The organism is Mycobacterium shunyiense (assembly GCF_058270035.1).
On record NZ_JBZDPT010000043.1, the window covers coordinates 194,350 to 216,086 of the forward strand.

The window sequence follows — 21,737 nt, forward strand, 5'->3', positions numbered from 1 at the left end:
CGCTAGTGCGCGTGGGTGTGACGTCCACCGAAGAATCCACCCCAGGTCCGATGTCTGGGCGCGGGGGCTTCGGTCGGCGACGCGTCTGCGACTGCGACGGGTTCGGCCGACGCCGCCGTGGCGACGGGGCGTTGGGCATATTCGACATCACGCACGCTGCGGACCGACAACCGGCCGACCGCCATGGCCCCCAGCAACACGATCAAAGCACCCAGCCCGGAGAAGTAGGCCAACTCCAGCGACACCCGCTTGGCGTCGGTCACGGCAATCGGCATCCCGGCATCACCTATACCCAGCGGCCCGGCGAGCGCCCGGCCGATCACGAACCACGCTCCGCCCAGTACGGCCAGCCATCCGCCGAAATGAGCCGTGGCCCGGTTCCCCGAAACCAGAAGGAGCAGACCGCCCAGCGCCGTGACAGCGCCCGGAAGCACCTCCAACCAGCCGCGCGCCGACGTCCACACCCAGGCTTGGTCCGGGGTGAAGGCAAAGTCGAAGTACGGTCCGATGAACGGGATCAGCGCACCCCAGATTCCCAGTAGAACCAGCAGAAGTCCGCTGGCGGCACCGCGACTGCGCCGCATGCGTAGCCGGCCACCGCGGGTATCGAATTCGGTCATGATGCCTCCTTTGACTTCCGGGTGGGTACCCCGAACTCGAGCGGGAATAACGCTCCTAGGGTGAGGGCATGCGTCTCGTCGGAAGGTCACTGCGCGATACGTTGGCCGATGCCTGGGAACGTTGGGGCAGACGATGCGCCGAGCTCACCGCGGCACAGTGGCGAACCGCCACCCGGTGTGGCGCCTGGGACGTGCAGTCGCTGGTTGCCCACGTCTGTCCAGAGGCAACGACGTTCGACGGACTCGTCAAAGCCCGGGTGGAAGGCCTGCCCGCAGTGACGGATGCGGCCGAGATGCTGCGCATCTTCAACCAGCCCGACGGGGTCGCCAACACCACGGCGGACCGGATCGCCGCACAGGCAGTGCAGGAAGCCTCGACACTGAGTCCCGCGGCAGCCTCGGCACGATTCGCCGACGCGGCGGACCGGATGCGCCGGATGCCCGAAATGGCCCGGGCCGGCGTAACGGTGATCCGCTATCCGGTTGTCGGCAGCACCACGCTCGGCGTGGTCGCCGAGGTCGCACTGTTGGAGGCCACCGTGCATCTACTCGACCTGGCCGACGCTGTCGGCGGGGTGACGCCATCGGCGGCGGCTCTGGCTGCGACGCGGGACCTGCTGATCGCGGTGCCGGATCCAGCAACGGCGGTGGAGGCGCTCGCCGGACGAACGCCCGCGCACGCGGTGGTGCCGGCGATCCGGTGATGCAAATAACAGGCCTGTTCCGGACGGTATGCAGGAACGACAGGACTCACAGCACATTGACAGCCGAGAAGCTGGTTTTCCGGAAATAAGTTTAGCTTCACTAACGTAGTAAACCGGTGGCGCAACGTTGCGCTGGTGACTATTTCCGCTATCAACAAAGAGGTTTTTCGATGTCGTTTGATACTCGCGAGGAGCAACTGGCGATCCGCATCGCCGATCTGACCGCTACCGATCCACAGTTCGCTGCCGCGATACCGAGCGACACCGTCACCGCCTCTGTAGACGTCCCCGGCCTCCTTCTTCCCGAGATCGTCCAGACCCTCCTGGAGGGTTACGCCGATCGGCCCGCGCTCGGGGAGCGCGCGCAGGAATTCGTCACCGATCCGGCCACCGGTCGGACCACTGCCCGCCTGCTCCCCCGGTTCGACACCATCAGCTACGGACAACTGTGGGACCGGGTGCGCGCCTTCAGTGCGGCTCTGCACGATTCCGGCGTCAAGCCGGGCGACCGGGTCGCCGTCCTGGGTTTCACCAGCGCTGACTACACCGTGATCGACACGGCTCTCGGCCAGATCGGCGCGGTGTCGGTGCCCCTGCAGACCAGCTCCTCGCCCGAATCGCTGGCGCCGATCGTGACCGAGACCGAACCGACTGTGATCGCCGCGAGTGTCGACCACCTCGCCGATGCCGTCGAACTGGCGCTCACCGCCCACGCCCCGGCTCGGGTGGTCGCCTTCGACCACCACCCCGAGATCGACGATCACCGCGATGCCGTGACATCGGCCGCCGAGCGGCTGGCAGGGGCCGGCGTCACCGTCGAGACCCTGAGCGACCTGCTGGTCCGGGGCGCCGAGCTGCCCTCACCGGAGGCGCCGAAGGCTGACGGCACCGACCCGCTCGCGCTGCTGATCTACACCTCGGGCAGCACCGGTGCCCCCAAGGGCGCGATGTACCTGCAGAGCTCGGTCGGCAAATTCTGGCGGCGCAACAGCAAGGCGTGGCTCGGACCGGTCAGCTCGGCGATCAACCTCAGTTTCATGCCCATGAGCCATGTGATGGGCCGCGGCATCCTGTATGCCTCGCTCGCCGCCGGCGGCACCTGCTACTTCGCAGCCCGCAGCGACCTGTCGACGCTTCTGGAGGACCTCGCCCTGGTGCGGCCCACCGAACTGAATTTCGTTCCGCGCGTGTGGGAGATGATCCACAGCGAGTTCCAGAGCCGGGTGGATCACCGTCTGGCCGAGGGCGGCGCGGACCGTGAGGCCGTCGAGGCCGAGGTGCTGGCCGAGGTGCGGGACAACGTCCTCGGCGGACGCTTCGTCGCCGCCATGACCGGCTCGGCACCCATCTCCGCTGAGCTCAAGACCTGGACCGAGGACATGCTCGGCATCCACCTGCTCGAAGGTTACGGCTCGACCGAGGCCGGTATGGCGCTGTTCGACGGCGTGGCCCAGCGCCCGCCGGTGATCGACTACAAGCTCGTCGACGTCCCCGATCTGGGCTACTTCGGCACCGATCAGCCGTACCCGCGCGGCGAGTTGCTGCTAAAGACCGAGAACCTGTTCCCCGGCTACTACAAGCGTCCCGAGGTCACGGCTTCGGTGTTCGACGAGGACGGTTTCTACCGGACCGGCGACGTCGTCGCCGAGATCGGTCCGGACCAGCTCCGCTACGTCGACCGGCGCAACAATGTGCTCAAGCTCGCCCAGGGCGAGTTCGTCACGTTGGCCAAGCTGGAGGCGGTGTTCGGCAACAGCCCACTGGTGCAACAGATCTACGTCTACGGCAACAGCGCGCAGCCCTACCTGCTGGCCGTCGTGGTGCCCACCGACGCCAGCGTCTCCAAAGAGGCGATCAGCGAATCCCTGCAGGAGGTCGCCAGGGAAGCCGACCTGCAGTCCTACGAGATCCCCCGCGATTTCATCGTGGAGACAACACCTTTCACGCTGGAGAACGGCCTGCTGACCGGTATCCGCAAGCTGGCCTGGCCGAAGTTGAAGGCGCACTACGGCGAGCGGCTGGAGCAGCTCTACACCGAACTTGCCGAGACGCAGGCCGGTGAACTTCGGGCACTGCGCTCCCTGAGTGCCGACGCCCCCGTGCTGGAGACCGTGGGCCGGGCCGCAGGTGCCCTGCTCGGCGCTTCGGCGTCAGACCTGGCGCCGGACGCCCACTTCACCGATCTGGGCGGAGACTCGTTGTCGGCGTTGACCTTCGGCAATCTGCTGCGGGAGATCTTCGACGTGGACGTGCCGGTCGGCGTGATCGTCAGCCCGGCCACCGACCTGGCCGGGATCGCCGGCTACATCGAAACGCAGCGCAGCGGATCCCAGCGCCCGACCTATGCGTCGGTGCACGGCAGGCACGCCGCCGAAGTCAGTGCCTCCGATCTCACGCTGGACAAGTTCCTCGACGCCGCAACCCTGGCCGCCGCGCCGGGCCTGCCCAAGGCTCCTGCAGAGGTCCGCACCGTGCTGCTGACCGGCGCCACCGGCTTCCTCGGCCGCTACCTGGCCCTGGAGTGGCTGGAACGCATGGATCTGGTCGACGGCAAGGTCATCGCGCTGGTGCGAGCCAAGTCCGACGAAGAGGCCAGGGCCCGGCTCGACGCCACCTTCGACAGCGGCGACCCAAAGCTGTTGGCGCACTACCAGAAACTGGCCGCCGACCACCTCGAGGTGATCGCCGGCGACAAGGGCGAGGAGAACCTCGGACTGGACCAGCAGACCTGGCAGCGCCTGGCCGACGACGTCGACCTGATCGTCGACCCGGCCGCACTGGTCAACCACGTGCTGCCCTACAGCGAGTTGTTCGGACCCAATGCCCTTGGCACCGCCGAGCTCATCAAGATCGCGCTCACCACGAAGATCAAGCCGTACACCTATGTGTCGACCATCGGCGTGGGCGATCAGATCGAGCCCGGGAAGTTCGTCGAGAACGTCGACGTCCGCCAGATGAGCGCGGTCCGGGCGATCAACGACGGCTACGCCAACGGGTACGGCAACAGCAAGTGGGCCGGCGAGGTCCTGCTGCGCGAGGCCAACGATCTGTGCGGGCTACCGGTGGCGGTGTTCCGTTGCGACATGATCCTGGCCGATACGACGTACTCGGGTCAGCTGAACCTGCCGGACATGTTCACCCGCATGATGTTCAGCCTCGTCGCCAGCGGTATCGCACCGGGCTCGTTCTACGAGCTGGACGCTGACGGCAAGCGCCAGCGCTCGCACTACGACGGCCTGCCGGTGGAATTCATCGCCGAGTCGATCTCAACCCTGGGCGGACAGTCCGTCGAGAGCTTCGAGACCTACCACGTGATGAACCCCTACGACGACGGCCTCGGCATGGACGAGTTCACCGACTGGCTGATCGAGGCGGGCTACGCGATCGAGCGGATAGCCGACTACGGGCAGTGGATCCAGCGTTTCGAGAGCACTCTGCGGGCCCTGCCGGACAAGCAGCGTCAGGCCTCCCTGCTGCCGCTGCTGCACAACTACCAGAAGCCCGAGCGGCCGATGTTGGGCGCCCTGGCTCCGACGGACCACTTCCGGGCCGCGGTGCAGGAAGCCAAGATCGGGCCGGACAAGGACATTCCGCATGTCAGCCCGGCAGTGATCGTCAAGTACATCACCAACCTGCAGCAGCTCGGCCTGCTCTAACCCCCCGTGCGCCCGTCCCCCATCGCAGTGGGACGGGCGCACGCCGGGCGTGACCAATCTCGCAGCCACCGGACTGGGATCTCGAAATATAATTAGTTTTACTAACGTAGTAGTTAGTAGGCGCGGCAAATGCGCCGACCATAGTTATTTTGATTTGCTCAGGGGACCGATATGACCACCGAAACACGCGAGGACCGGCTCCAACGCCGCATCGCACACCTGTATGACACCGACGCCCAGTTCGCCGATGCCCGCCCCAGCGACGCCGTCAACGCCGCCGTCGCCCAGCCAGAACTGCGTTTGCCCGCCGTAGTCAAAGGCATCTTCACCGGGTACGCAGACCGGCCCGCCCTCGGGCAGCGCGCGGTCGAGTACGTCACCGACGCCGACGGCCGCACGTCGGCCCAGCTGCTCCCCCGGTTTGAGACCATCACCTACCGCCAGTTGGGCGACCGCGTCCAAGCGGTGACCAACGCCTGGCACAACCACCCCGTGAAGCCCGGCGACCGCGTCGCCATCCTCGGCTTCACCAGCGTGGACTACACCACCATCGATACCGCGCTGATCGAGCTCGGCGCCGTGTCCGTGCCGCTGCAGACCAGCGCCCCGGTCACCACCCTGCGGCCCATCTTCGCCGAGACCGAACCGACCGTGATCGCGGCGAGCATCGATTTCCTCGACGACGCAGTCGAATTGGTGCGCTCCGGACCCGCGCCCCGCCGCCTGGTGGTCTTCGACTACCGGCCCCGGGTAGACGCACAGCGCGAAGCCTTCGAGGCCGCCAAGTCCGCGCTCGCCGGCACCGACGTTGTCGTCGAGCCGCTGGCCGACGTCCTGGACCGCGGCCGGTCGCTGGCCGACGCACCGCTGTACGTCTCCGGCCAAGCCGACCCGCTGGCCATGCTGATCTACACCTCCGGCAGCACCGGCACCCCCAAGGGCGCCATGTACCCGGAGAGCAAGGTCGCCAACATGTGGCAGATCGCCACCAAGGCCACCTGGGACGAAAACCAGGCTGCCCTGCCCGCGATCACCCTCAACTTCATGCCGATGAGCCACGTGATGGGCCGCGGCATCCTGATCGGCACGCTGAGTTCGGGCGGCACCGCATACTTCGCCGCGCGCAGCGACCTGTCGACCTTCCTCGACGATCTCGCCCTCGTGCGGCCGACGCAGCTGAGCTTCGTGCCGCGGATCTGGGACATGCTGTTCCAGGAGTACCAGAGCCGGCTCGACCGTTCCGGCGGCAGTGAGGACGCAGTGCTCGCCGAGGTCCGCGAGGACCTGCTGGGCGGACGATTCGTCTCCGCGATGACCGGTTCCGCGCCGATCTCGGCCGAGATGAAAACGTGGGTCGAGCGGTTGCTCGACATGCACCTGCTGGAGGGCTACGGCTCGACCGAGGCCGGTTCGGTCTTCGTCGACGGCTACATCCAGCGCCCGCCGGTGATCGACTACAAGCTCGTCGACGTCCCGGATCTGGGCTACTTCCGCACCGACCAGCCCCACCCGCGCGGCGAGCTGCTGGTGAAGTCCGAGCAGATGTTCCCCGGGTACTACAAGCGTCCGGAGATCACTGCCGAGATGTTCGACGAGGACGGCTATTACCGCACCGGTGACATCGTGGCCGAACTCGGCCCTGACCATGTCGAGTACCTCGACCGGCGCAACAACGTCCTGAAGCTTTCGCAGGGCGAGTTCGTCACCGTCTCCAAGCTGGAGGCAGTCTTCGGGGACAGCCCGCTGGTGCGCCAGATCTTCATCTACGGCAACAGCGCCCGCTCATATCTGCTGGCCGTCGTGGTGCCCACCGATCCCACCGCCTCGAAGCAGGCGATCGGCGATTCACTTCAGGAAGCGGCCCGCACCGCCGGGCTGCAGTCGTACGAAGTTCCTCGTGACTTCCTCGTGGAGACGACGCCTTTCAGCCTGGAGAACGGTCTGCTGACCGGTATCCGCAAGCTGGCTCGTCCCAACCTGAAGAGTCACTACGGCGAGCGTTTGGAGGAGCTGTACACCGAACTGGCCGAGGGGCAGGCCAACGAACTGAGCGAGCTGCGGCGCAATGGCGCCCAGGCTCCCGTGCTCGACACCGTGAGCCGGGCCGCAGGCGCCCTGTTGGGTGCTGCGACAACCGATCTCGCACCCGAGGCCCACTTCACCGATCTGGGCGGGGATTCGCTGTCCGCGTTGACCTTCGGAAACCTGCTGCAGGAGATCTTCGACGTCGAGGTGCCCGTGTCGGCCATCGTCAGCCCGGCATCGGATCTTCGGACCATCGCCGAGTACATCGAGGCTCAGCGCTCCGGTACCAATTTGCGGCCGACCTTCACCTCGGTGCACGGTCGCAACGCGACCGAGGTCCATGCGTCGGATCTGACGTTGGACAAGTTCATCGACGCCGCGACGTTGGCCGCCGCACCGGGGCTGCCCGGTCCGGTCAGTGAGATCCGCACCGTACTACTCACCGGCGCAACCGGTTTCCTGGGTCGTTACCTGGCCCTGGATTGGCTGGAGCGCATGGATCTGGTTGACGGCAAGGTCATCTGCCTCGTGCGCGCAAAGTCCGACGAGGAAGCCCGCGCACGGCTCGACAAGACCTTCGACAGCGGCGACCCCAAGCTGTTGGCGCACTACCGGAAACTGGCCGCCGACCACCTCGAAGTGATCGCCGGCGACAAGGGTGAGGCCGACCTCGGCCTCGACCAGGCGACCTGGCAGCGCCTGGCCGACACCGTCGACTTCATCGTCGACCCGGCCGCACTGGTCAACCACGTGCTGCCCTACAGCGAACTGTTCGGACCCAACGCGCTTGGCACTGCCGAGCTCATCCGTATCGCGCTCACCACGCGGATCAAGCCGTTCGCTTACGTGTCGACCATCGGCGTGGGCGGCGGTATCGAGCACGGAAAGTTCGTGGAGGACGCTGACATTCGAACCATCAGCCCCACTCGACGTGTCGACGACAGCTACGCCAACGGATACGGCAACAGCAAGTGGGCCGGTGAGGTCCTGCTGCGTGAAGCCCACGATCTGGCCGGCCTGCCGGTGACGGTGTTCCGCTGCGACATGATCCTGGCCGACACCACCTATGCCGGGCAGTTGAACCTGCCGGACATGTTCACCCGCATGATGTTCAGCCTCGTCGCCACCGGTGTCGCGCCGAAGTCCTTCAACCAGCTCGACGCGGACGGCAACCGCCAGCGCTCGCACTACGACGGTCTACCCGTCGAGTTCATCGCCGAGGCCATCTCCACCCTGGGCGCCCATGCCCAGGACGGCTTCGAGACCTACCACGTGATGAACCCGCACGATGACGGCCTCGGCATGGACGAATTCGTCGACTGGCTCGTCGAGGCCGGCTACCCGATCCAGCGCGTGGAGGACTACCAGGAGTGGTTGTCCCGCTTCGAGACCACGCTGCGGGCGTTGCCCGACAAGCAGCGTCAGGCCTCACTGCTGCCGCTGCTGCACAACTACCAGCAGCCCGGCGTGCCGGTCAACGGCGCGATGGCGCCGACCGACGTGTTCCGTGCTGCGGTGCAGGACGCGAAGATCGGCCCCGACAAGGACATCCCGCATGTCACCCGCGAGATCATCGTCAAATACATCAGCGATCTGAAACTGCTCGGGTTGCTGTAACAGACTTCCCCACAAGGGAAGAATCCCCTGAGCGGCCGCGGTCCTTATCCAGGACCGCGGCCAATCAGTATCTAGCGCAGCAAGCCGTTGTCCCGTCAGCGAGCAGCTCGGTCCGCGTTCGCATGAATCGCGTCGCGGCAGAACACCGCCAAGCCCGGAAGCGCGAAAGATTCGTCGTACCTTGCGACGTATGCCGGATCGCTCACGTACATGTCTCCCAGCTTGCGGTGGAATTCGCTCGGGCAGTCGTAGAACCAGCGGTTCACGTGGAGCCGGTGCCGTTCGGCGGCATCCATCGCCGCGTCGGAGTCTGCCGGAAGTCCGCTGCGGAAAGCGTCGGACAGAGCCTGCTCGACGGCTTCTCCCTCGGTCTTGATCTGGATCCACTCGTCCTTGCCGTAGGCCTTCGTTCGACGCTGCGACTCCTTCCACTCCGCGGTCTCGCCCCACTTCTGTTCGACCTCGGCCTGATAGTCGTCGAAGTCGTCGCCGAAGAGTTCGCGCATGTCGTCGTCGGTCATGGGGGTGTTCGTCATTGCCTTCTCCAATGCCTGATCGATGGCCTCGACGAGGTCCTTCATCTCGTCGAGACGGGTCATGACGCGTTCGCGCTGACGGACCAGGTGACTGACCTCATCGCCCTCGTTCAGCAGGCTCGCGATCTCGTCAAGCGAGAACTCGAGCCGGCGGTACACGATGATCTGGGACAGCCGCGTCACGTCGGCCGACGTGTAGACCCGGTATCCCGAGGCGCCACGCCGGGACGGGGTCAACAACCCGATCTCGTCGTAGTGGTGAAGTGTCCGGACCGTGATGCGAAATCGCTCAGCCACCTGGCCGACGGTGAGCTCATCCACCGGCAACTCCTGCGTCATGTTGATCAGACTGGCGCCTCACGTCGCGTGAGGGTCAAGTGCTCTTGCTCGAACCTATGGGGCCGCGTCTGCGAACGGCCTAGAGCAGGCTGACCACGAGCAAGACGACCGCGATCAGTGGGAACGCGCCCTGGGTGATGGCTGCCCGCGCCTTGTCCGGCGAACTGGTCAGCAGCACTGCGGCGGCGGCCAACATGGAACCCACCCCGGCGAACACCAGGGCAGCTCCAACTGCGTTATGCCCCATGCCAACCGCGACGATGCCGACCACGGTGACGATCGCCAGGAACAGGTTGTAGAAACCCTGGTTGAACGCCAGCTCCTTGGTGGCCTGGGCTTCCTCCTCGCTGATACCGAAGGTCGCACGGGTCCGCGGTGAAGTCCAGGTCAGCGACTCCATGACGAAGATGTAGACATGCAGGGCCGCGGCGAGCGCGGCGAACACCAGACCGGCGATAACCATGCCGCCTATTCAAACAGCCCCGGCTGTCCCAGTCCGGTAACCGGCGGTTGCATACCCAGATGAGTCCACGCCAGCGGCGTGGCCACCCGGCCCCGCGGCGTTCGCGCCACCATGCCGGCGCGCACCAGGAAGGGTTCGCAGACCTCCTCGACGGTGGAGGCCTCCTCGCCTACGGCCACCGCCAGCGTCGACACCCCGACCGGGCCACCGCCGAAACTGCGGGTGAGCGCCGACAGCACTGCACGGTCCAGGCGATCGAGCCCGAGTTCGTCGACGTCGTAGACCTCGAGCGCGGCCTTGGCGATGTCGCGGGTGATCACCCCGTCGGCGCGGACCTCGGCGTAGTCCCGGACCCGGCGCAGCAGCCGGTTGGCGATACGCGGTGTACCGCGGGAGCGCCGGGCGATCTCGGTACCGGCCTCGCGACCCAACTCGATGCCGAGGATGCCTGCCGACCGGGCCAGCACCCGCTCGAGTTCGACCGGCTCGTAGAAATCCATGTGCGCGGTGAACCCGAAGCGGTCCCGCAGGGGGCCGGTCAGCGCACCGGACCGGGTGGTGGCCCCTACCAACGTGAAGGGTGCGACCTCGAGCGGGATCGACGTGGCGCCAGGGCCTTTGCCGACCACCACGTCGACGCGGAAGTCCTCCATCGCCAGGTACAGCATTTCCTCGGCCGGCCGGGCGATGCGGTGGATCTCGTCGATGAACAGCACGTCGTGCTCGACGAGGTTGGACAGCATCGCCGCCAGGTCACCGGCGCGCTCGAGCGCGGGGCCCGAGGTGAGCCGCAGCGACGAGCCCAGCTCGGCCGCGATGATCATCGCCAGCGAGGTCTTGCCCAGCCCGGGCGGGCCGGACAGCAGGATGTGATCCGGTGTGCCACCGCGATTCTTGGCGCCCTCGAGGACCAGTTGTAGCTGCTCCCGTACCCGGGGCTGACCGATGAACTCCCCGAGGGAGCGCGGTCGCAGGCTGGCGTCGATGTCGCCCTCGCCGACCGTCAGCGCCGGCGAGACCTCCCGCTCGTCAGGTTCCTCGGTGTCGTCGAAACGGCCCATTTACTTCTTACCCAACATGGACAGCGCGGCCCGCAGCGCGGAAGACGTGGTGGCCTCGGGGTCGTTGGCCAGCACCTTGTCGGTGGCCTCCTCCGCCTGCTTGGCGGCAAAGCCAAGTCCGACAAGGGCTTCCACCACAGGAGCGCGCACCGCGTGGCCGATCGCCCCACCGATGGCCCCTGGGGTGACCGGACCGATCTTGTCCCGCAGCTCCAGCACCATGCGCTCGGCACCGCGCTTGCCGATACCGGGAACCCGGGTCAGCGCGGTCACATCGCCGTCGGCCAGCGCCTGCCGCAGGGCCTGCGGGTCATAGACCGCCAATGTCGCCAAGGCGATCTTGGGGCCCACGCCGGAGACGCCGAGCAGTGTCAGGAACAGGTCGCGGGCGTCGCCGTCGGCGAACCCGTAGAGCGTCATCGAATCCTCGCGCACGATCATCGCGGTGATCAGCCGCGATTCGGTGCCACGGCGCAGGTTGGCCAGCGTCGAGGGCGTGGCCATCACCTTGTAGCCGACACCGGCGGCCTCGATCACGGCATGGTCGAGCGCGATGTCGATGACCTCGCCGCGCACCGAGGCGATCATGTCCGGGCCGCCTTCGCGGTGGCCTTCAGCCGGGCCTGGTACTTGCGGCGTTGTTCGGCCGCCATGGCCTCGGCGGCGGCCATGCGCTCGATCATCGGGGCGCGCCAGCAGTGGCAAATGGCAAGGGCCAGCGCGTCGGCGGCGTCCGCCGGAGACGGCTTGGCTTGCAGCGCAAGAATTCTGGTGATCATCTCGGTGACCTGAGCCTTGTCGGCACGACCGTTTCCGGTAACTGCCGCTTTGACCTCCGAGGGGGTGTGGAAGTGCACCTCGATGTCGCGCCGAGCCGCTGCCAGGGCGATCACTCCGCCGGCCTGGGCGGTACCCATCACCGTCGACACGTTCTGTTGTGCGAAGACGCGCTCGATCGCGATCACGTCGGGTCGGTGGGTGTCCATCCAGTACTCGGCAACGTTGCTGATCTCCAGCAGCCGCTTCTGCAACGGTGCGTCAGCCGGGGTGCGGACCACGTCCACATCGAGGGCGGTGACCTGCCGGCCCTTGCCGCTCTCCACCACGGACAGGCCGCAGCGCGTCAACCCGGGATCCACTCCCATCACCCGCACACGAACCCCTTCGTCAGAACATCTGTTCGATAGCCTAGCGGGCCGGGTCGGCGGGGTGTGGCAGGGACACGCCAATCACCGGTAGTGCGAGACACCCGCCCCGAGGATGCTCTGGCGGATCTGGTCGATCCGTCGCCCCGATGCCCGCCAACCCCTGACTCGTTCGGTGCCGACTTCCCGCCCTGCCCGCTCGATCACGATCTTCCAGGGCACCCCGAGAAACTTCGCCGCGAACCAGATCGGCCAGGCCAGAAGAACCAGCAGCGAGACGATGGCAAAGAACGCCCCGACCACACCGTCGGCGTCTCCCCACGTATCCGGGGCGTACATCCACTTGCGTCGCACCATCCAGGTGACCCCGTGCGGGTCGGTCACCGCCGCGTTGACCAACTGCATGACCCCGCCTTCCTAGCGCACCCACAAACGACCGAGATCACCGTAACCGCGCGAACGAGGGGCGCAGTGCGCTCAATTCGTCGTATCGGTCAACACTCGGACCCCCAGCGCGATCCCCCGATACTGCGGGGCCAGTGCGCGGCCGGCTGCCAGCAGTGGTTCGACGTCACGCAGCGTGCGCGCCAGGATGAACGCGCCTTCAAGTGCCGCGACGATCGCAATCGTCACCTCGCGCGCCATCGGCGGGTCCACGCCTCGTTGGGCGAAGTAGGCGGCGCCGCCGTCGAGCCACGCGGTGAACACCCCCGCCGCGACAACCCGCAACTCCTCGACGGTGTCGGAGGTTTCGGCCGCCACCGTGCCGACCGGGCACATGTTCGCGTAGCCGCTGGCTGCCATGTCCTCCGCGGCTTGGCTGAACACCCCCTCGACCGCACGGCCCAGGTCGTCGTACTCATCGACGATCGTCGGAATGAGCAGCCCGTAGGCAGCTCCCGCATCGACCAGTGCCTCGCGGGCGATCTGCAGCTTGCCGCCCCGGAAATGGTGATAGAGCGACCCGATCGGGGCGCCGGAGGCCGCGACGATGTCCTTCATGCCGACCGCCGCGTAGCCCTTGTGCCGCATCAGTTCGGCGGTGGCGGTCAGGATCGTTTCCCGCGTGGACCTTGCCATCTGAACCTCCTGCCGACACACTAGAGCATAAATTCTAGAATCAACGTTCTAATGCCAGGAAGGTCGCCATGAAATCAGTGGAACTGCCCGCGGGGACCATCGAATATCGCGAAGTGGGGGATCCGTCCGGGCCGCCGGTGGTGCTGCTGCACGGACTCTTGATGAACGACACGCAGTGGACGATGACGCTGCCGCTGCTGCCTGCCGGGTTCCGCTATCTGCTGCCGGTGCTCCCCCTGGGTGGACACCGCATCCCGATGCGGGAGGACGCGGATCTCAGGATGGACGGGATGCTCGGCATCGTCGCCGATTTCCTCGACGCCCTGGATCTGGCGGACGTCACCCTGATCGTCAGCGACTGGGGCGGACCGCTGTTCCTGACCGACACCGGACGCGACAAACGGGTGGCACGACTGGTGATCTGCCCGTCGGAGGCGTTCGACAACTTCCCACCAGCGCCCTACGCCAAGGTGCTGTGGCTCGCCAGCCGCACCACCGGCACCGTCTCCTTCGCACTACGCCAGATGCGCATCGAGTGGTTGCGCCGGCAACCGATACTGTGGGGCGAGATGGCGAAAAAGCCGATCCCCCAACATCTTTTCGAGGGTTGGACCGATGCCGCGCTGGCCGATCGGCGGATCCGCCGCGACCTGATCAGCTACTGCCGCAGCCGATTCGACAAAGCCGAGTTGATCCGGGCCACCAACTCCCTCGCCGATTTCACCGGCCCGTCGCTGGTGTTGTGGAGCGACAACACCGTGATGCCGCCCGCACACGGGCGGCAACTGGCCGACCTGCTACCCGACGGGCAGCTGCGCCAGATCGCGGATGCGCGAGTGCTCATCATGCTCGATCAACCCGAACAGACTGCCGAGGAGATCGGCCGCTTCCTGACCCGCTGAACGACCCGGGCTACCGTGTCGGTGGGAGGTACGGAAATGCGCGTGGTCATTGCGGGCGGACACGGAAAGATCGCCCTGATCCTCGAACGGTTGCTGGCCGCACGAGGGGACGAGGCGGTCGGGCTCATCCGCAACCCGGCCCAGTCGGCGGACCTGGAGGCGGCCGGGGCGACCCCGGTCGTACTGGACCTGGAGAGTGCATCGGTCGACGACGTGGCCGACGCCGTGCGCGGCGCTGATGCTGTGGTATTCGCAGCGGGCGCCGGGCCGGGCAGCGGCGCCGCCCGCAAACAGACCGTCGACCGGGATGCCGCGACCCTGCTGGCTGACGCGGCCGAGGCGGCGGGCGTGAGCCGCTACGTGATGGTGTCGGCCCTTGCGGCCGACGATCGCTCGCTCGACAAGAACTATGACGAGGTGTTCCGCGCCTATATGCGGGCCAAGTCGGAGGCCGACGCCGACGTTCGGGCGCGCGCGGGCCTACGCACCACGATCGTGCGGCCGGGCGGGCTCACCGACGATCCCGGGACCGGAACTGTCACGGTCGCCGAAGCCACCGGACGCGGCAGCATTCCCCGTGAGGACGTCGCTCGAATACTCCTCGCCGTACTGCACGAGCCGGAGACCGCAGGCCGGACCTTCGAGGTGATTTCGGGGTCGACGCCCATCGACGCTGCACTGCGCTGACCGTCACCCGGTGAGCGGTCCACCCGCCGCACGCCAGTGGATCAGGCCGCCACTCATGTTGACGGCCTCGAAACCGTTCTCCACCAACAGGTTCGCCGCACCCGCCGACCGGATCCCGCCGGTACAGAAGGTGATGAGCAGGCGGTCGTCGGGGAGGTCCAGGCAACGCTCGGGCAATTCCTCGAGCGGCATGTGCACCGCAGCCGGGATGTGGACCCGATTCCACTCGAACGCGCGACGGACATCGATGACCAGTGCGCCCGCCTCGACGAGTCGGACTGCCTCGGCGGCACTGACCGCCGGCGGCCGGCGCAGATAGTGCCGAAAACTCATGAGCCCACGCCTTCCATAACCTTCAGCCTAGCTGAAGGTTATGGGGGGCCCGGCATGATCCGAGTCATATACGCGCGGATCGCTTCGGTGAGTTCGGGGTGTTCGGCGGCGAACTGCGCATCGAGCCTGGTCACCACCTCGGCCGCCCGGTCCAACAGTGCCGCGCCTTTTGCCGTGACCTGCAGTGTCGATGCGGCGCCGGCATGCGCCGTCGCATCGTCGACCAGACCCGCCTCGACGAACGACGCCACGGCGGCGTGTGCACTCTGCACCGTGATGCGCGAACGTCGCGCGAGTTCACTGAACGAGATACCCGGATTACCCCGAACATGCCCCAGCAGCCCGTACTTGCGAGTGGTCAGTCCGAGGGGTTTCAGCGCGTCGGTGAACGCGGATTCCCAGACTCGGCTGACAGTGAGCAACCCGACGGTCGGACTGAAGGGGGGCGACTCAGGCAGTGGCTACTCCTCGTCGAGCTGCGCAGCGACATCGTCGGGGATGTCGATGTTGGTGTACACGTCCTGCACGTCGTCGCTGTCCTCCAGCGCATCGACGAGCTTGAGCACCTTGCGGGCGCCCTCGAGGTCGACGGGCACACTCACCGAGGGCTGGAAGCTGGCCTCGGCCGAGTCGTAGTCGATGCCGGCGTCCTGCAGCGCGGTGCGCACCGCGACCAGGTCGGTGGGCTCGGAGATGATCTCGAAGGCGTCGCCGAGGTCGTTGACCTCTTCGGCACCGGCCTCCAGGACTGCCATCAGTACGTCGTCCTCGGTCAGACCGTTCTTCTCCAGCGTCACCACGCCCTTGCGGGAGAACAGATAGGCCACCGAGCCCGGGTCCGCCATGTTGCCGCCGTTACGGGTCATCGCGACCCGCACCTCGCCGGCGGCACGGTTGCGGTTGTCGGTGAGGCACTCGATGAGCACCGCCACCCCGTTGGGGCCGTAACCCTCGTAGGTGATGTTCTGCCAGTCGGCGCCGCCGGCCTCTTCGCCACCGCCGCGCTTGCGGGCGCGCTCGATGTTGTCGTTGGGCACCGAGCTCTTCTTCGCCTTCTGGATGGCGTCGTAGAGGGTGGGGTTACCGGACGGGTCTCCCCCGCCGACACGTGCCGCGACCTCGATGTTTTTGATCAGCTTGGCGAACATCTTGCCCCGCTTGGCATCGATGACGGCCTTCTTGTGCTTGGTGGTGGCCCACTTGGAATGGCCGCTCATGCAGGTACGCCCCTTTTCCGGTTAAAACTCCGGCCCTCCAGTTTACGTGGCCGGTCCTACCGCGCTCGATACGACGTCTACAACGCCTGCAGCAAGACGAGCGTGGTGCCCGCCGAGGCGGCGCACAGCACCGGCCAGTACCAGATGTGCCAGTGCCGCCAATGCCCGATCGCCATGCCGATCGGGGCCAAGACGACCAGCGCCACGGTCAGCACCGCCCATCCCGCCATGGTCGCCGCGTCATCGGCCTGGTCGGGAAACGCACCGCTGAAGCCCACCGGAAAGATCGCGGCGAACGCCAGTAACACGGCAATCAGGCCGACGAAGGCCCATAGAGCCCAACTGATCACCGACTCGACGACGCCTGGCCGCCGAACCGAGGTTCGCCACGACACGGACATGCACGGAGCGTACGCCGATCCGCCACGGTTACCCGGTAGCCACCGGCAGCGCCGCGTTGGCATTGACGTTGAGATTGCCGCCGAAAATATCGTCGTCGCCCATCCAGTGCACGAACCGGGCCAGCGGGTACATCGCATCGTGCGGACCACCGGCGACATGGCCGTTGGCGGTGCCCACCCGGCACACCCGCTGGCCACCTGCGCCGGCAAGCGCATCGCGCAGCTGGACCTTGCGCTCATAGGGGTAGACGCCGATGGTCTGGGTCGCAACGTTGACGTGGCGGATCGCGTCGTCGAGCGAGGCCACCATGACGACGTTGGAGACTTTGTTCGACGGTTGGAAGTCCACCGGCGTGTCGGAAAGCAGCACCATGCCGCGCCCGTCGAAGCGGCCGAACACCTCGAGTTCGTCACCCATCGCGCCCATCACCTCGATCTCGTCGCGGACGTCGGCGGGCGGCAACGGCGCCACGGCCGACCCGAACATCCGGTCGGCGCCCAGTCGCGGCCAGAGCGCGGCGCAGAACCGCCTGGCCTCGGCCGGATCGGTGGTCTCCAGGAAGACGAATCGACTTGCCAGACAGGCCTCCTGGTTGAACACGCAGGTGTCGGCGGCGACCCGCTCGGCCACCTCGGCCAGCACCTCGTCGGAGGCGAACACCTCACGGCCGATCATCGAGATGGAGCTCTTGGGGTCGAACGACACCAGCTGAATTCCTGGCCCCAGGTAGCGGATGACGTTGTTTATGGCCGGTCCACCGCCCCACGCCACGATCTTGTCGAAGTACTGCGGACGGTAGATGGTGCGCTCGACCGTCTCGTCACCGCCGACCCAGTACACCGCCGACATCGACTGCACCACAGGATGATCGGCGTCGATCTCGGCCATGGTCCGTAATACCGCAACGGTGGTGAACGGGTCTGAGGACGGCATCTTGAACAGGTTGACGGCCTTGACCAGAGCGCCCTGGGCGATTGAGGCGATACAACCCGCCGGGGCGTTGCCGGCCAGCATGTGCACCATGCGGGGCGGGAAGGCCCGGATCGCACCGGTGTTGCCGGCCGCATCCGTCCGGCTCACCCAGCCGTCGAGCACCGCCGGGTCGGCGAAGTTCGAGTCGACCTGCGCCCACAGACTGTCGCGGCGCAGCAACTCCGGAGCGGTGCGGTACAGGTTCTCCACCACCCGGCGGGGCAGCGGGTTGGTCTCGGCCACCAGATCCAGGCAGCGCTGCAGGTGCGGGTTGTCGTCGAGCGCCAGTCGCTCGCCGGTCTCGACGAGGAAGTCGATGATCTCGGCCAGCGGCACGTCCAGCAGTGGCGGCAGCTGGGCGCGGGGCGTGATCAGGGCATCCAGATCGATTGCCGGCGTGATGAAGTCGATGCCCAGATCGCGGGAGGTGTGGCGGACCGCGTCACCCTCGACGAGCTCACCGCGAATCATGAACAAAGCGTTCAGCGGGCTCATGCCTCACCCCGCACGTAGGCGTCGATGGTGCCCGAGCAGGTGATCTTATCCCCGCCCAGATCGGCGTAGCGGGTGATGTCCGGCCCGACGGTCGGACCTTGATGACCGCACTCACAGGCACCGAAATCGGCGTCGATGCGGTCCCCGGAGATGACCCCGCCCCAGCGGCCGTCCAGCGACACGTCGAAGAACGCGCCGCGCGCCTGCACCGGTCCGGATGAGATGTCGACGAGGTTCTCGCCGGGCTCGTCGAGTGGCAGCAGCAATACCCATGGCGGCACGTGGTAGCGGCCGGCCGGGCACTTCGGGAACGGGGTGTTCAGTTCCTGCATCGTGTAGAAGTGGTACACCCGCTCATCGGCGATGTTGAACGTGTCGAAGATGAACTCCCGGTAGTCCGGCGGCAGCGCGGCACCTTTGAGACCGCCCGCCACCAGCAGCGCGGTGTCATCACGGAAGTCGTTGCCGGAGATTCCTTTTGCCCGTACCCCCTGAGCCACCTGGTACAGGGAGGCGAACATCCCGGTCAGCAACAGTTGCCGTTCCCGACTGGCGATCAGCTCATCGACCGCGCCGGCGGTGGCGATGTCCATCGCGCTCTGCCGGCCGGCGCTGGTGGTCTCGAATGCAGCGATCTCCGAGGGGCCGGCCGTGCCGTCGGCAATGCGCCGGCGCAGGTCGATCATGCCCATGATGGAACCGACCGAGATGGGGTCGACGGGCAGCTGATAGGTGTCGGCCTCGGTCGAGAACGCCTCGACCAGCGCGATCCTGGTGCGTTCGTTGCGCTCGACATTGGTGCGCGGCCCCAGGCCGAACAGCTTGCGCGTGCCGTCGGCCGGTATGCCGGTGGCCCAGGTCAATCCGGTGACATTGGCCCGTGAGGCGACGTCGAGGTCGGACTCCGAGCAGGCGATCATGGCCGGCTTTCCGGTGGTGCCGCTGGAGCAGGTCAGATAGCACCCGACGGACTCCATCCGGGCCACAAAGTCGTCGAGACCGGCGACCCCGCCGACGTCGACTCCCGCCGGATCACATGTGGAGACCGTGCCGACCCATTTGGCCATTCGGTCCCACCGACCGTCGGTCAGCCAGTTCTGGGCGTAGCTCTTGTAGGCGCCGTGGGCGAACAGCAGCGGCACCAGGTCCTGGACCTCGACCACCTTGGTGCTGTCGGCAGACTGAGATCGGTTGCGCAGCAATGGGATCTGGTCGGCGTGCACAGTGAACCGCTCGTTGACCGCGTCGATCTGCAACTGCCGCACGTCGGCGGGTGCAATGTCGTAGCGATCCGGCGCGGCCTGCAGGGCGAGGAGTTGGTCGACTGCAGTCATGGCGGCTCCTGACGAATCTGGGAGAACTCCCGATTAATAGCACCTAGTGCGTTTCATTACTGCTACTGTGACGCCGTGGACCGAATTCGTCAAGTGGGCCGCCCGACCCGGGAGCAGGCCGCACAGCGCCACGTCGAGTTGCTCGACTGCGCGCTGGAAGTGTTCCTGGAGAATGGATTCGAGCGCGCCACCATCGACGGCATCGCGACCGCCGCGGGCATGGCCAAGCGCACCATCTATGGCCTCTACCCCGACAAGTCCGCCCTGTTCGAAGCCTCGGTGCAACGTGCGGTGGACCGGTGGTTGGTCCCGATCGAGACGCTACGTGCCGCCGAGACCGCTGACCTGGAAGAGACGCTGCTCGCCATCGGCCGGATCCGGTTGGCGGGCATCACCAGTCCGGCCGGCGTCGCATTGCAGCGCATCCTCAACGCGGAAGGCAACCGCTTCCCGCGCCTGTTCCGGCTCGTATACGACCAGGGCACCATGCCGGCTCTGACCTTCATCGCCGAGGTCCTCGCCCGCCACGCCGAGGCCGGAATCATCGAGATCGACGACCCCGCCGTGGTGGGAGGGGCGTTTCTGAGCATGGTCGTCGGCGGACCCGCCACCGGCGCTCTCTGGGGCGTGACCTGGGATCCCGACGACCTGGACAAGCGCATGCGGATCTTGGTGCGGCTGTTCCTCGACGGGGTACGGCCGCGATGACCGAATCATTCATCGACGGCGCGTCGGTGTCTTCGTCCCAGCAGTACGACAACATCGATCCCGCGACGGGGCGGTCGATCGGAGCGGTGGCACGCGGCGGCGCCGACGAGATCGACCGGGCGGTCACCGCGGCGCGCCGGGCGTTCGGCGCGTGGCGCAAGACGGCGCCCGCACAGCGCTCCGACGCACTCGGCGCGATCGCCGACGTCATCGACGGCCACCGGGAGAGACTGGCGCTGCTGGAATGTGAGGACACCGGCAAACCGCTGAGCCAGGCCCGTACCGACATCGCCGTGGCCGCACGGTATTTCCGTTTCTACGCCCACGCGATCGACAGCTACTACGGCCAGACCATCCCGCTGACCGAGGACCTGCACGTCTACACCCGCCGCGAGCCGTTGGGGGTCACGGGCCACATCATCGCCTGGAACTACCCGATGCAGCTGCTCGCTCGTGCGGTGGCACCGGCGATCGCCGCGGGCAACACCGTGGTGCTCAAACCCGCCGATGAAACACCCCGCACCGCAGTCGAGTTCGCCCGCCTCGCGGTCGAGGTGGGATTACCTGCCGGGATCGTCAACGTGGTCACCGGGATCGGCGCAGAGGCCGGCGCCGCACTGGCCGCACACCCCGGGGTGGATGCCATCGGATTCGTCGGGTCGACCCGCGTCGGCTCCGAGATCGCCCACGCCGCCGCAGACCGGGTGGTTCCGGTGGTGCTGGAACTCGGCGGGAAATCCCCACAGATCGTCTTCGCCGATGCAGACCTGCCCCGCGCGGCCGACTTCATCACGAGGGCGATCCTGCAGAACGCCGGGCAGACGTGTTCGGCCGGATCGCGATTGCTCGTCGATACGGCGGTGCACGACGAGCTCCTTGGGCTGGTGCTCGACCGGTTCCGGCAGGTCAGCATCGGGCCCGGGATCGCCGATCGCGATCTGGGTCCGCTGATCTCCCGCAGGCAGCAGCAGCGGGTGACCGATCTGGTGTCGGGCACCGCCACCGGTGAGATCCTGTGCGGCGGTGCGCCCCCGCAGGACCAGGAACTCGGCGACGGCGCCTACTTCGCCCCCACCGTGATCGACGGTGTCGATCCCGCCTCGCCGATCGCCCAGCAGGAGATCTTCGGCCCGGTACTGACCGTCAACAGCTTTCACGACGAGCAGGAGGCGCTCGCGCTGGCCAACGGAACCGAGTACGGGTTGCTGGCTGCGTTGTGGACGCGGGACCTGTCCCGGGCCCACCGACTTGCCGCCGACGTGGTCGCCGGGCAGGTGTACGTCAACACCTACGGTGCCGGCGGCGGCGTCGAGCTCCCGTTCGGCGGCTTCAGGAAATCCGGATACGGCCGCGAAAAAGGTTATGAGGCACTCGATGCCGTGACCGCCACCAAGACCGTCGTGGTGGCGCTGTGATCTGCCCGCGCTACTGAAAGGCATGC

General features: G+C 66.8%; 21 protein-coding genes. 7 read left to right on the top strand and 14 right to left on the bottom strand.

Going from position 1 to position 21,737, the window contains the following annotated elements; all coding sequences use genetic code 11:
* Positions 1-2: 2 nt before the first annotated feature.
* Positions 3-620, bottom strand: a complete 618-nt coding sequence (locus AC4ELS_RS24125) for a hypothetical protein (RefSeq protein WP_064885322.1) — start codon at positions 618-620, stop codon at positions 3-5.
* Positions 621-688: 68 nt separating this feature from the next.
* On the opposite strand from AC4ELS_RS24125, the gene AC4ELS_RS24130 reads away from it, so the two are divergent.
* The 3 genes from AC4ELS_RS24130 to car (AC4ELS_RS24140) all read left to right on the top strand — a co-directional run bounded on the left by AC4ELS_RS24130 (position 689) and on the right by car (AC4ELS_RS24140) (position 8,622).
* Positions 689-1,324: a maleylpyruvate isomerase N-terminal domain-containing protein gene (locus AC4ELS_RS24130; protein WP_463792193.1), complete on the top strand. Its 636-nt coding sequence runs from the start codon at positions 689-691 to the stop codon at positions 1,322-1,324.
* Positions 1,325-1,494: 170 nt separating this feature from the next.
* Positions 1,495-4,980, top strand: coding sequence for a carboxylic acid reductase (car, locus tag AC4ELS_RS24135; RefSeq protein WP_499049617.1), 3,486 nt, complete (start codon positions 1,495-1,497; stop codon positions 4,978-4,980).
* Between the two features lie 171 nt (positions 4,981-5,151).
* Positions 5,152-8,622: a carboxylic acid reductase gene (gene car / locus AC4ELS_RS24140; RefSeq protein WP_499049619.1), complete on the top strand. Its 3,471-nt coding sequence runs from the start codon at positions 5,152-5,154 to the stop codon at positions 8,620-8,622.
* Between the two features lie 95 nt (positions 8,623-8,717).
* Here the strand turns inward: car (AC4ELS_RS24140) and AC4ELS_RS24145 are convergent, their stop codons facing one another.
* The 7 genes from AC4ELS_RS24145 to AC4ELS_RS24175 all read right to left on the bottom strand — a co-directional run bounded on the left by AC4ELS_RS24145 (position 8,718) and on the right by AC4ELS_RS24175 (position 13,246).
* Positions 8,718-9,479, bottom strand: a complete 762-nt coding sequence (locus tag AC4ELS_RS24145) for a MerR family transcriptional regulator (RefSeq protein WP_064960882.1) — start codon at positions 9,477-9,479, stop codon at positions 8,718-8,720.
* A gap of 97 nt (positions 9,480-9,576) precedes the next feature.
* Positions 9,577-9,960 carry a DUF1304 domain-containing protein gene (locus AC4ELS_RS24150; RefSeq protein ID WP_064960862.1) on the bottom strand — a complete coding sequence of 128 codons (384 nt, stop codon included), beginning with the start codon at positions 9,958-9,960 and terminating at the stop codon, positions 9,577-9,579.
* A gap of 5 nt (positions 9,961-9,965) precedes the next feature.
* Positions 9,966-11,021, bottom strand: coding sequence for a Holliday junction branch migration DNA helicase RuvB (gene ruvB, locus AC4ELS_RS24155; RefSeq protein ID WP_055113446.1), 1,056 nt, complete (start codon positions 11,019-11,021; stop codon positions 9,966-9,968).
* Positions 11,022-11,609, bottom strand: coding sequence for a Holliday junction branch migration protein RuvA (gene ruvA, locus AC4ELS_RS24160; protein WP_064886601.1), 588 nt, complete (start codon positions 11,607-11,609; stop codon positions 11,022-11,024).
* Entirely contained in the window at positions 11,606-12,175 is a 570-nt protein-coding gene (gene ruvC, locus AC4ELS_RS24165) for a crossover junction endodeoxyribonuclease RuvC (protein WP_064886602.1), read from the bottom strand. Before ruvC ends, ruvA begins: the two co-directional genes overlap by 4 nt.
* A 75-nt stretch (positions 12,176-12,250) precedes the next feature.
* Positions 12,251-12,571: a hypothetical protein gene (locus tag AC4ELS_RS24170; protein ID WP_499049621.1), complete on the bottom strand. Its 321-nt coding sequence runs from the start codon at positions 12,569-12,571 to the stop codon at positions 12,251-12,253.
* A 72-nt stretch (positions 12,572-12,643) separates the two neighbouring features.
* Positions 12,644-13,246, bottom strand: coding sequence for a TetR/AcrR family transcriptional regulator (locus AC4ELS_RS24175; protein ID WP_448446476.1), 603 nt, complete (start codon positions 13,244-13,246; stop codon positions 12,644-12,646).
* Positions 13,247-13,314: 68 nt separating this feature from the next.
* On the opposite strand from AC4ELS_RS24175, the gene AC4ELS_RS24180 reads away from it, so the two are divergent.
* Positions 13,315-14,148: an alpha/beta fold hydrolase gene (locus AC4ELS_RS24180; protein ID WP_499049623.1), complete on the top strand. Its 834-nt coding sequence runs from the start codon at positions 13,315-13,317 to the stop codon at positions 14,146-14,148.
* 36 nt (positions 14,149-14,184) lie between these two features.
* Positions 14,185-14,835, top strand: a complete 651-nt coding sequence (locus AC4ELS_RS24185) for an NAD(P)H-binding protein (protein WP_064886605.1) — start codon at positions 14,185-14,187, stop codon at positions 14,833-14,835.
* A 3-nt stretch (positions 14,836-14,838) separates the two neighbouring features.
* On the opposite strand, the gene AC4ELS_RS24190 is transcribed toward AC4ELS_RS24185, so the two are convergent.
* The 6 genes from AC4ELS_RS24190 to AC4ELS_RS24215 form a co-directional block, all read right to left on the bottom strand.
* The gene (locus tag AC4ELS_RS24190; protein WP_064886606.1) at positions 14,839-15,168 is read right to left on the bottom strand and encodes a rhodanese-like domain-containing protein; all 330 of its coding nucleotides are present in this window, start codon (positions 15,166-15,168) and stop codon (positions 14,839-14,841) included.
* Between the two features lie 38 nt (positions 15,169-15,206).
* Positions 15,207-15,626 (bottom strand): MarR family winged helix-turn-helix transcriptional regulator, encoded by a 420-nt coding sequence (locus tag AC4ELS_RS24195; protein WP_448446692.1) that lies wholly within the window; start codon positions 15,624-15,626, stop codon positions 15,207-15,209.
* 3 nt (positions 15,627-15,629) lie between these two features.
* Positions 15,630-16,385: a YebC/PmpR family DNA-binding transcriptional regulator gene (locus AC4ELS_RS24200; RefSeq protein WP_064886608.1), complete on the bottom strand. Its 756-nt coding sequence runs from the start codon at positions 16,383-16,385 to the stop codon at positions 15,630-15,632.
* A gap of 77 nt (positions 16,386-16,462) precedes the next feature.
* Positions 16,463-16,786 (bottom strand): hypothetical protein, encoded by a 324-nt coding sequence (locus tag AC4ELS_RS24205; protein ID WP_064960868.1) that lies wholly within the window; start codon positions 16,784-16,786, stop codon positions 16,463-16,465.
* Between the two features lie 28 nt (positions 16,787-16,814).
* Entirely contained in the window at positions 16,815-18,254 is a 1,440-nt protein-coding gene (locus AC4ELS_RS24210) for an acyl-CoA reductase (protein ID WP_499049625.1), read from the bottom strand.
* Positions 18,251-19,588, bottom strand: a complete 1,338-nt coding sequence (locus tag AC4ELS_RS24215) for a long-chain-fatty-acid--protein ligase (protein ID WP_499049627.1) — start codon at positions 19,586-19,588, stop codon at positions 18,251-18,253. The genes AC4ELS_RS24210 and AC4ELS_RS24215 overlap by 4 nt, the downstream gene beginning before the upstream one ends.
* 75 nt (positions 19,589-19,663) lie before the next feature.
* On the opposite strand from AC4ELS_RS24215, the gene AC4ELS_RS24220 reads away from it, so the two are divergent.
* Positions 19,664-20,296, top strand: a complete 633-nt coding sequence (locus tag AC4ELS_RS24220) for a TetR/AcrR family transcriptional regulator (RefSeq protein WP_499049629.1) — start codon at positions 19,664-19,666, stop codon at positions 20,294-20,296.
* A complete protein-coding gene (locus AC4ELS_RS24225) occupies positions 20,293-21,711 on the top strand; it encodes an aldehyde dehydrogenase family protein (RefSeq protein WP_499049631.1) in 1,419 nt (472 codons plus the stop codon). Before AC4ELS_RS24220 ends, AC4ELS_RS24225 begins: the two co-directional genes overlap by 4 nt.
* Positions 21,712-21,737: the final 26 nt, after the last annotated feature.

Coding starts and splice junctions, on each gene's coding strand:
- AC4ELS_RS24205 (WP_064960868.1), bottom strand. CDS start 16,786: ATGTCCGTGTCGTGGCGAACCTCGGTTCGGCGGCCAGGCGTCGTCGAG.
- AC4ELS_RS24130 (WP_463792193.1), top strand. CDS start 689: ATGCGTCTCGTCGGAAGGTCACTGCGCGATACGTTGGCCGATGCCTGG.
- AC4ELS_RS24200 (WP_064886608.1), bottom strand. CDS start 16,385: ATGAGCGGCCATTCCAAGTGGGCCACCACCAAGCACAAGAAGGCCGTC.
- AC4ELS_RS24225 (WP_499049631.1), top strand. CDS start 20,293: ATGACCGAATCATTCATCGACGGCGCGTCGGTGTCTTCGTCCCAGCAG.
- AC4ELS_RS24175 (WP_448446476.1), bottom strand. CDS start 13,246: ATGGCAAGGTCCACGCGGGAAACGATCCTGACCGCCACCGCCGAACTG.
- ruvA (WP_064886601.1), bottom strand. CDS start 11,609: ATGATCGCCTCGGTGCGCGGCGAGGTCATCGACATCGCGCTCGACCAT.
- car (WP_499049617.1), top strand. CDS start 1,495: ATGTCGTTTGATACTCGCGAGGAGCAACTGGCGATCCGCATCGCCGAT.
- AC4ELS_RS24125 (WP_064885322.1), bottom strand. CDS start 620: ATGACCGAATTCGATACCCGCGGTGGCCGGCTACGCATGCGGCGCAGT.
- AC4ELS_RS24190 (WP_064886606.1), bottom strand. CDS start 15,168: ATGAGTTTTCGGCACTATCTGCGCCGGCCGCCGGCGGTCAGTGCCGCC.
- AC4ELS_RS24210 (WP_499049625.1), bottom strand. CDS start 18,254: ATGAGCCCGCTGAACGCTTTGTTCATGATTCGCGGTGAGCTCGTCGAG.
- AC4ELS_RS24215 (WP_499049627.1), bottom strand. CDS start 19,588: ATGACTGCAGTCGACCAACTCCTCGCCCTGCAGGCCGCGCCGGATCGC.
- ruvB (WP_055113446.1), bottom strand. CDS start 11,021: ATGGGCCGTTTCGACGACACCGAGGAACCTGACGAGCGGGAGGTCTCG.
- AC4ELS_RS24180 (WP_499049623.1), top strand. CDS start 13,315: ATGAAATCAGTGGAACTGCCCGCGGGGACCATCGAATATCGCGAAGTG.
- car (WP_499049619.1), top strand. CDS start 5,152: ATGACCACCGAAACACGCGAGGACCGGCTCCAACGCCGCATCGCACAC.
- AC4ELS_RS24185 (WP_064886605.1), top strand. CDS start 14,185: ATGCGCGTGGTCATTGCGGGCGGACACGGAAAGATCGCCCTGATCCTC.
- AC4ELS_RS24170 (WP_499049621.1), bottom strand. CDS start 12,571: ATGCAGTTGGTCAACGCGGCGGTGACCGACCCGCACGGGGTCACCTGG.
- AC4ELS_RS24150 (WP_064960862.1), bottom strand. CDS start 9,960: ATGGTTATCGCCGGTCTGGTGTTCGCCGCGCTCGCCGCGGCCCTGCAT.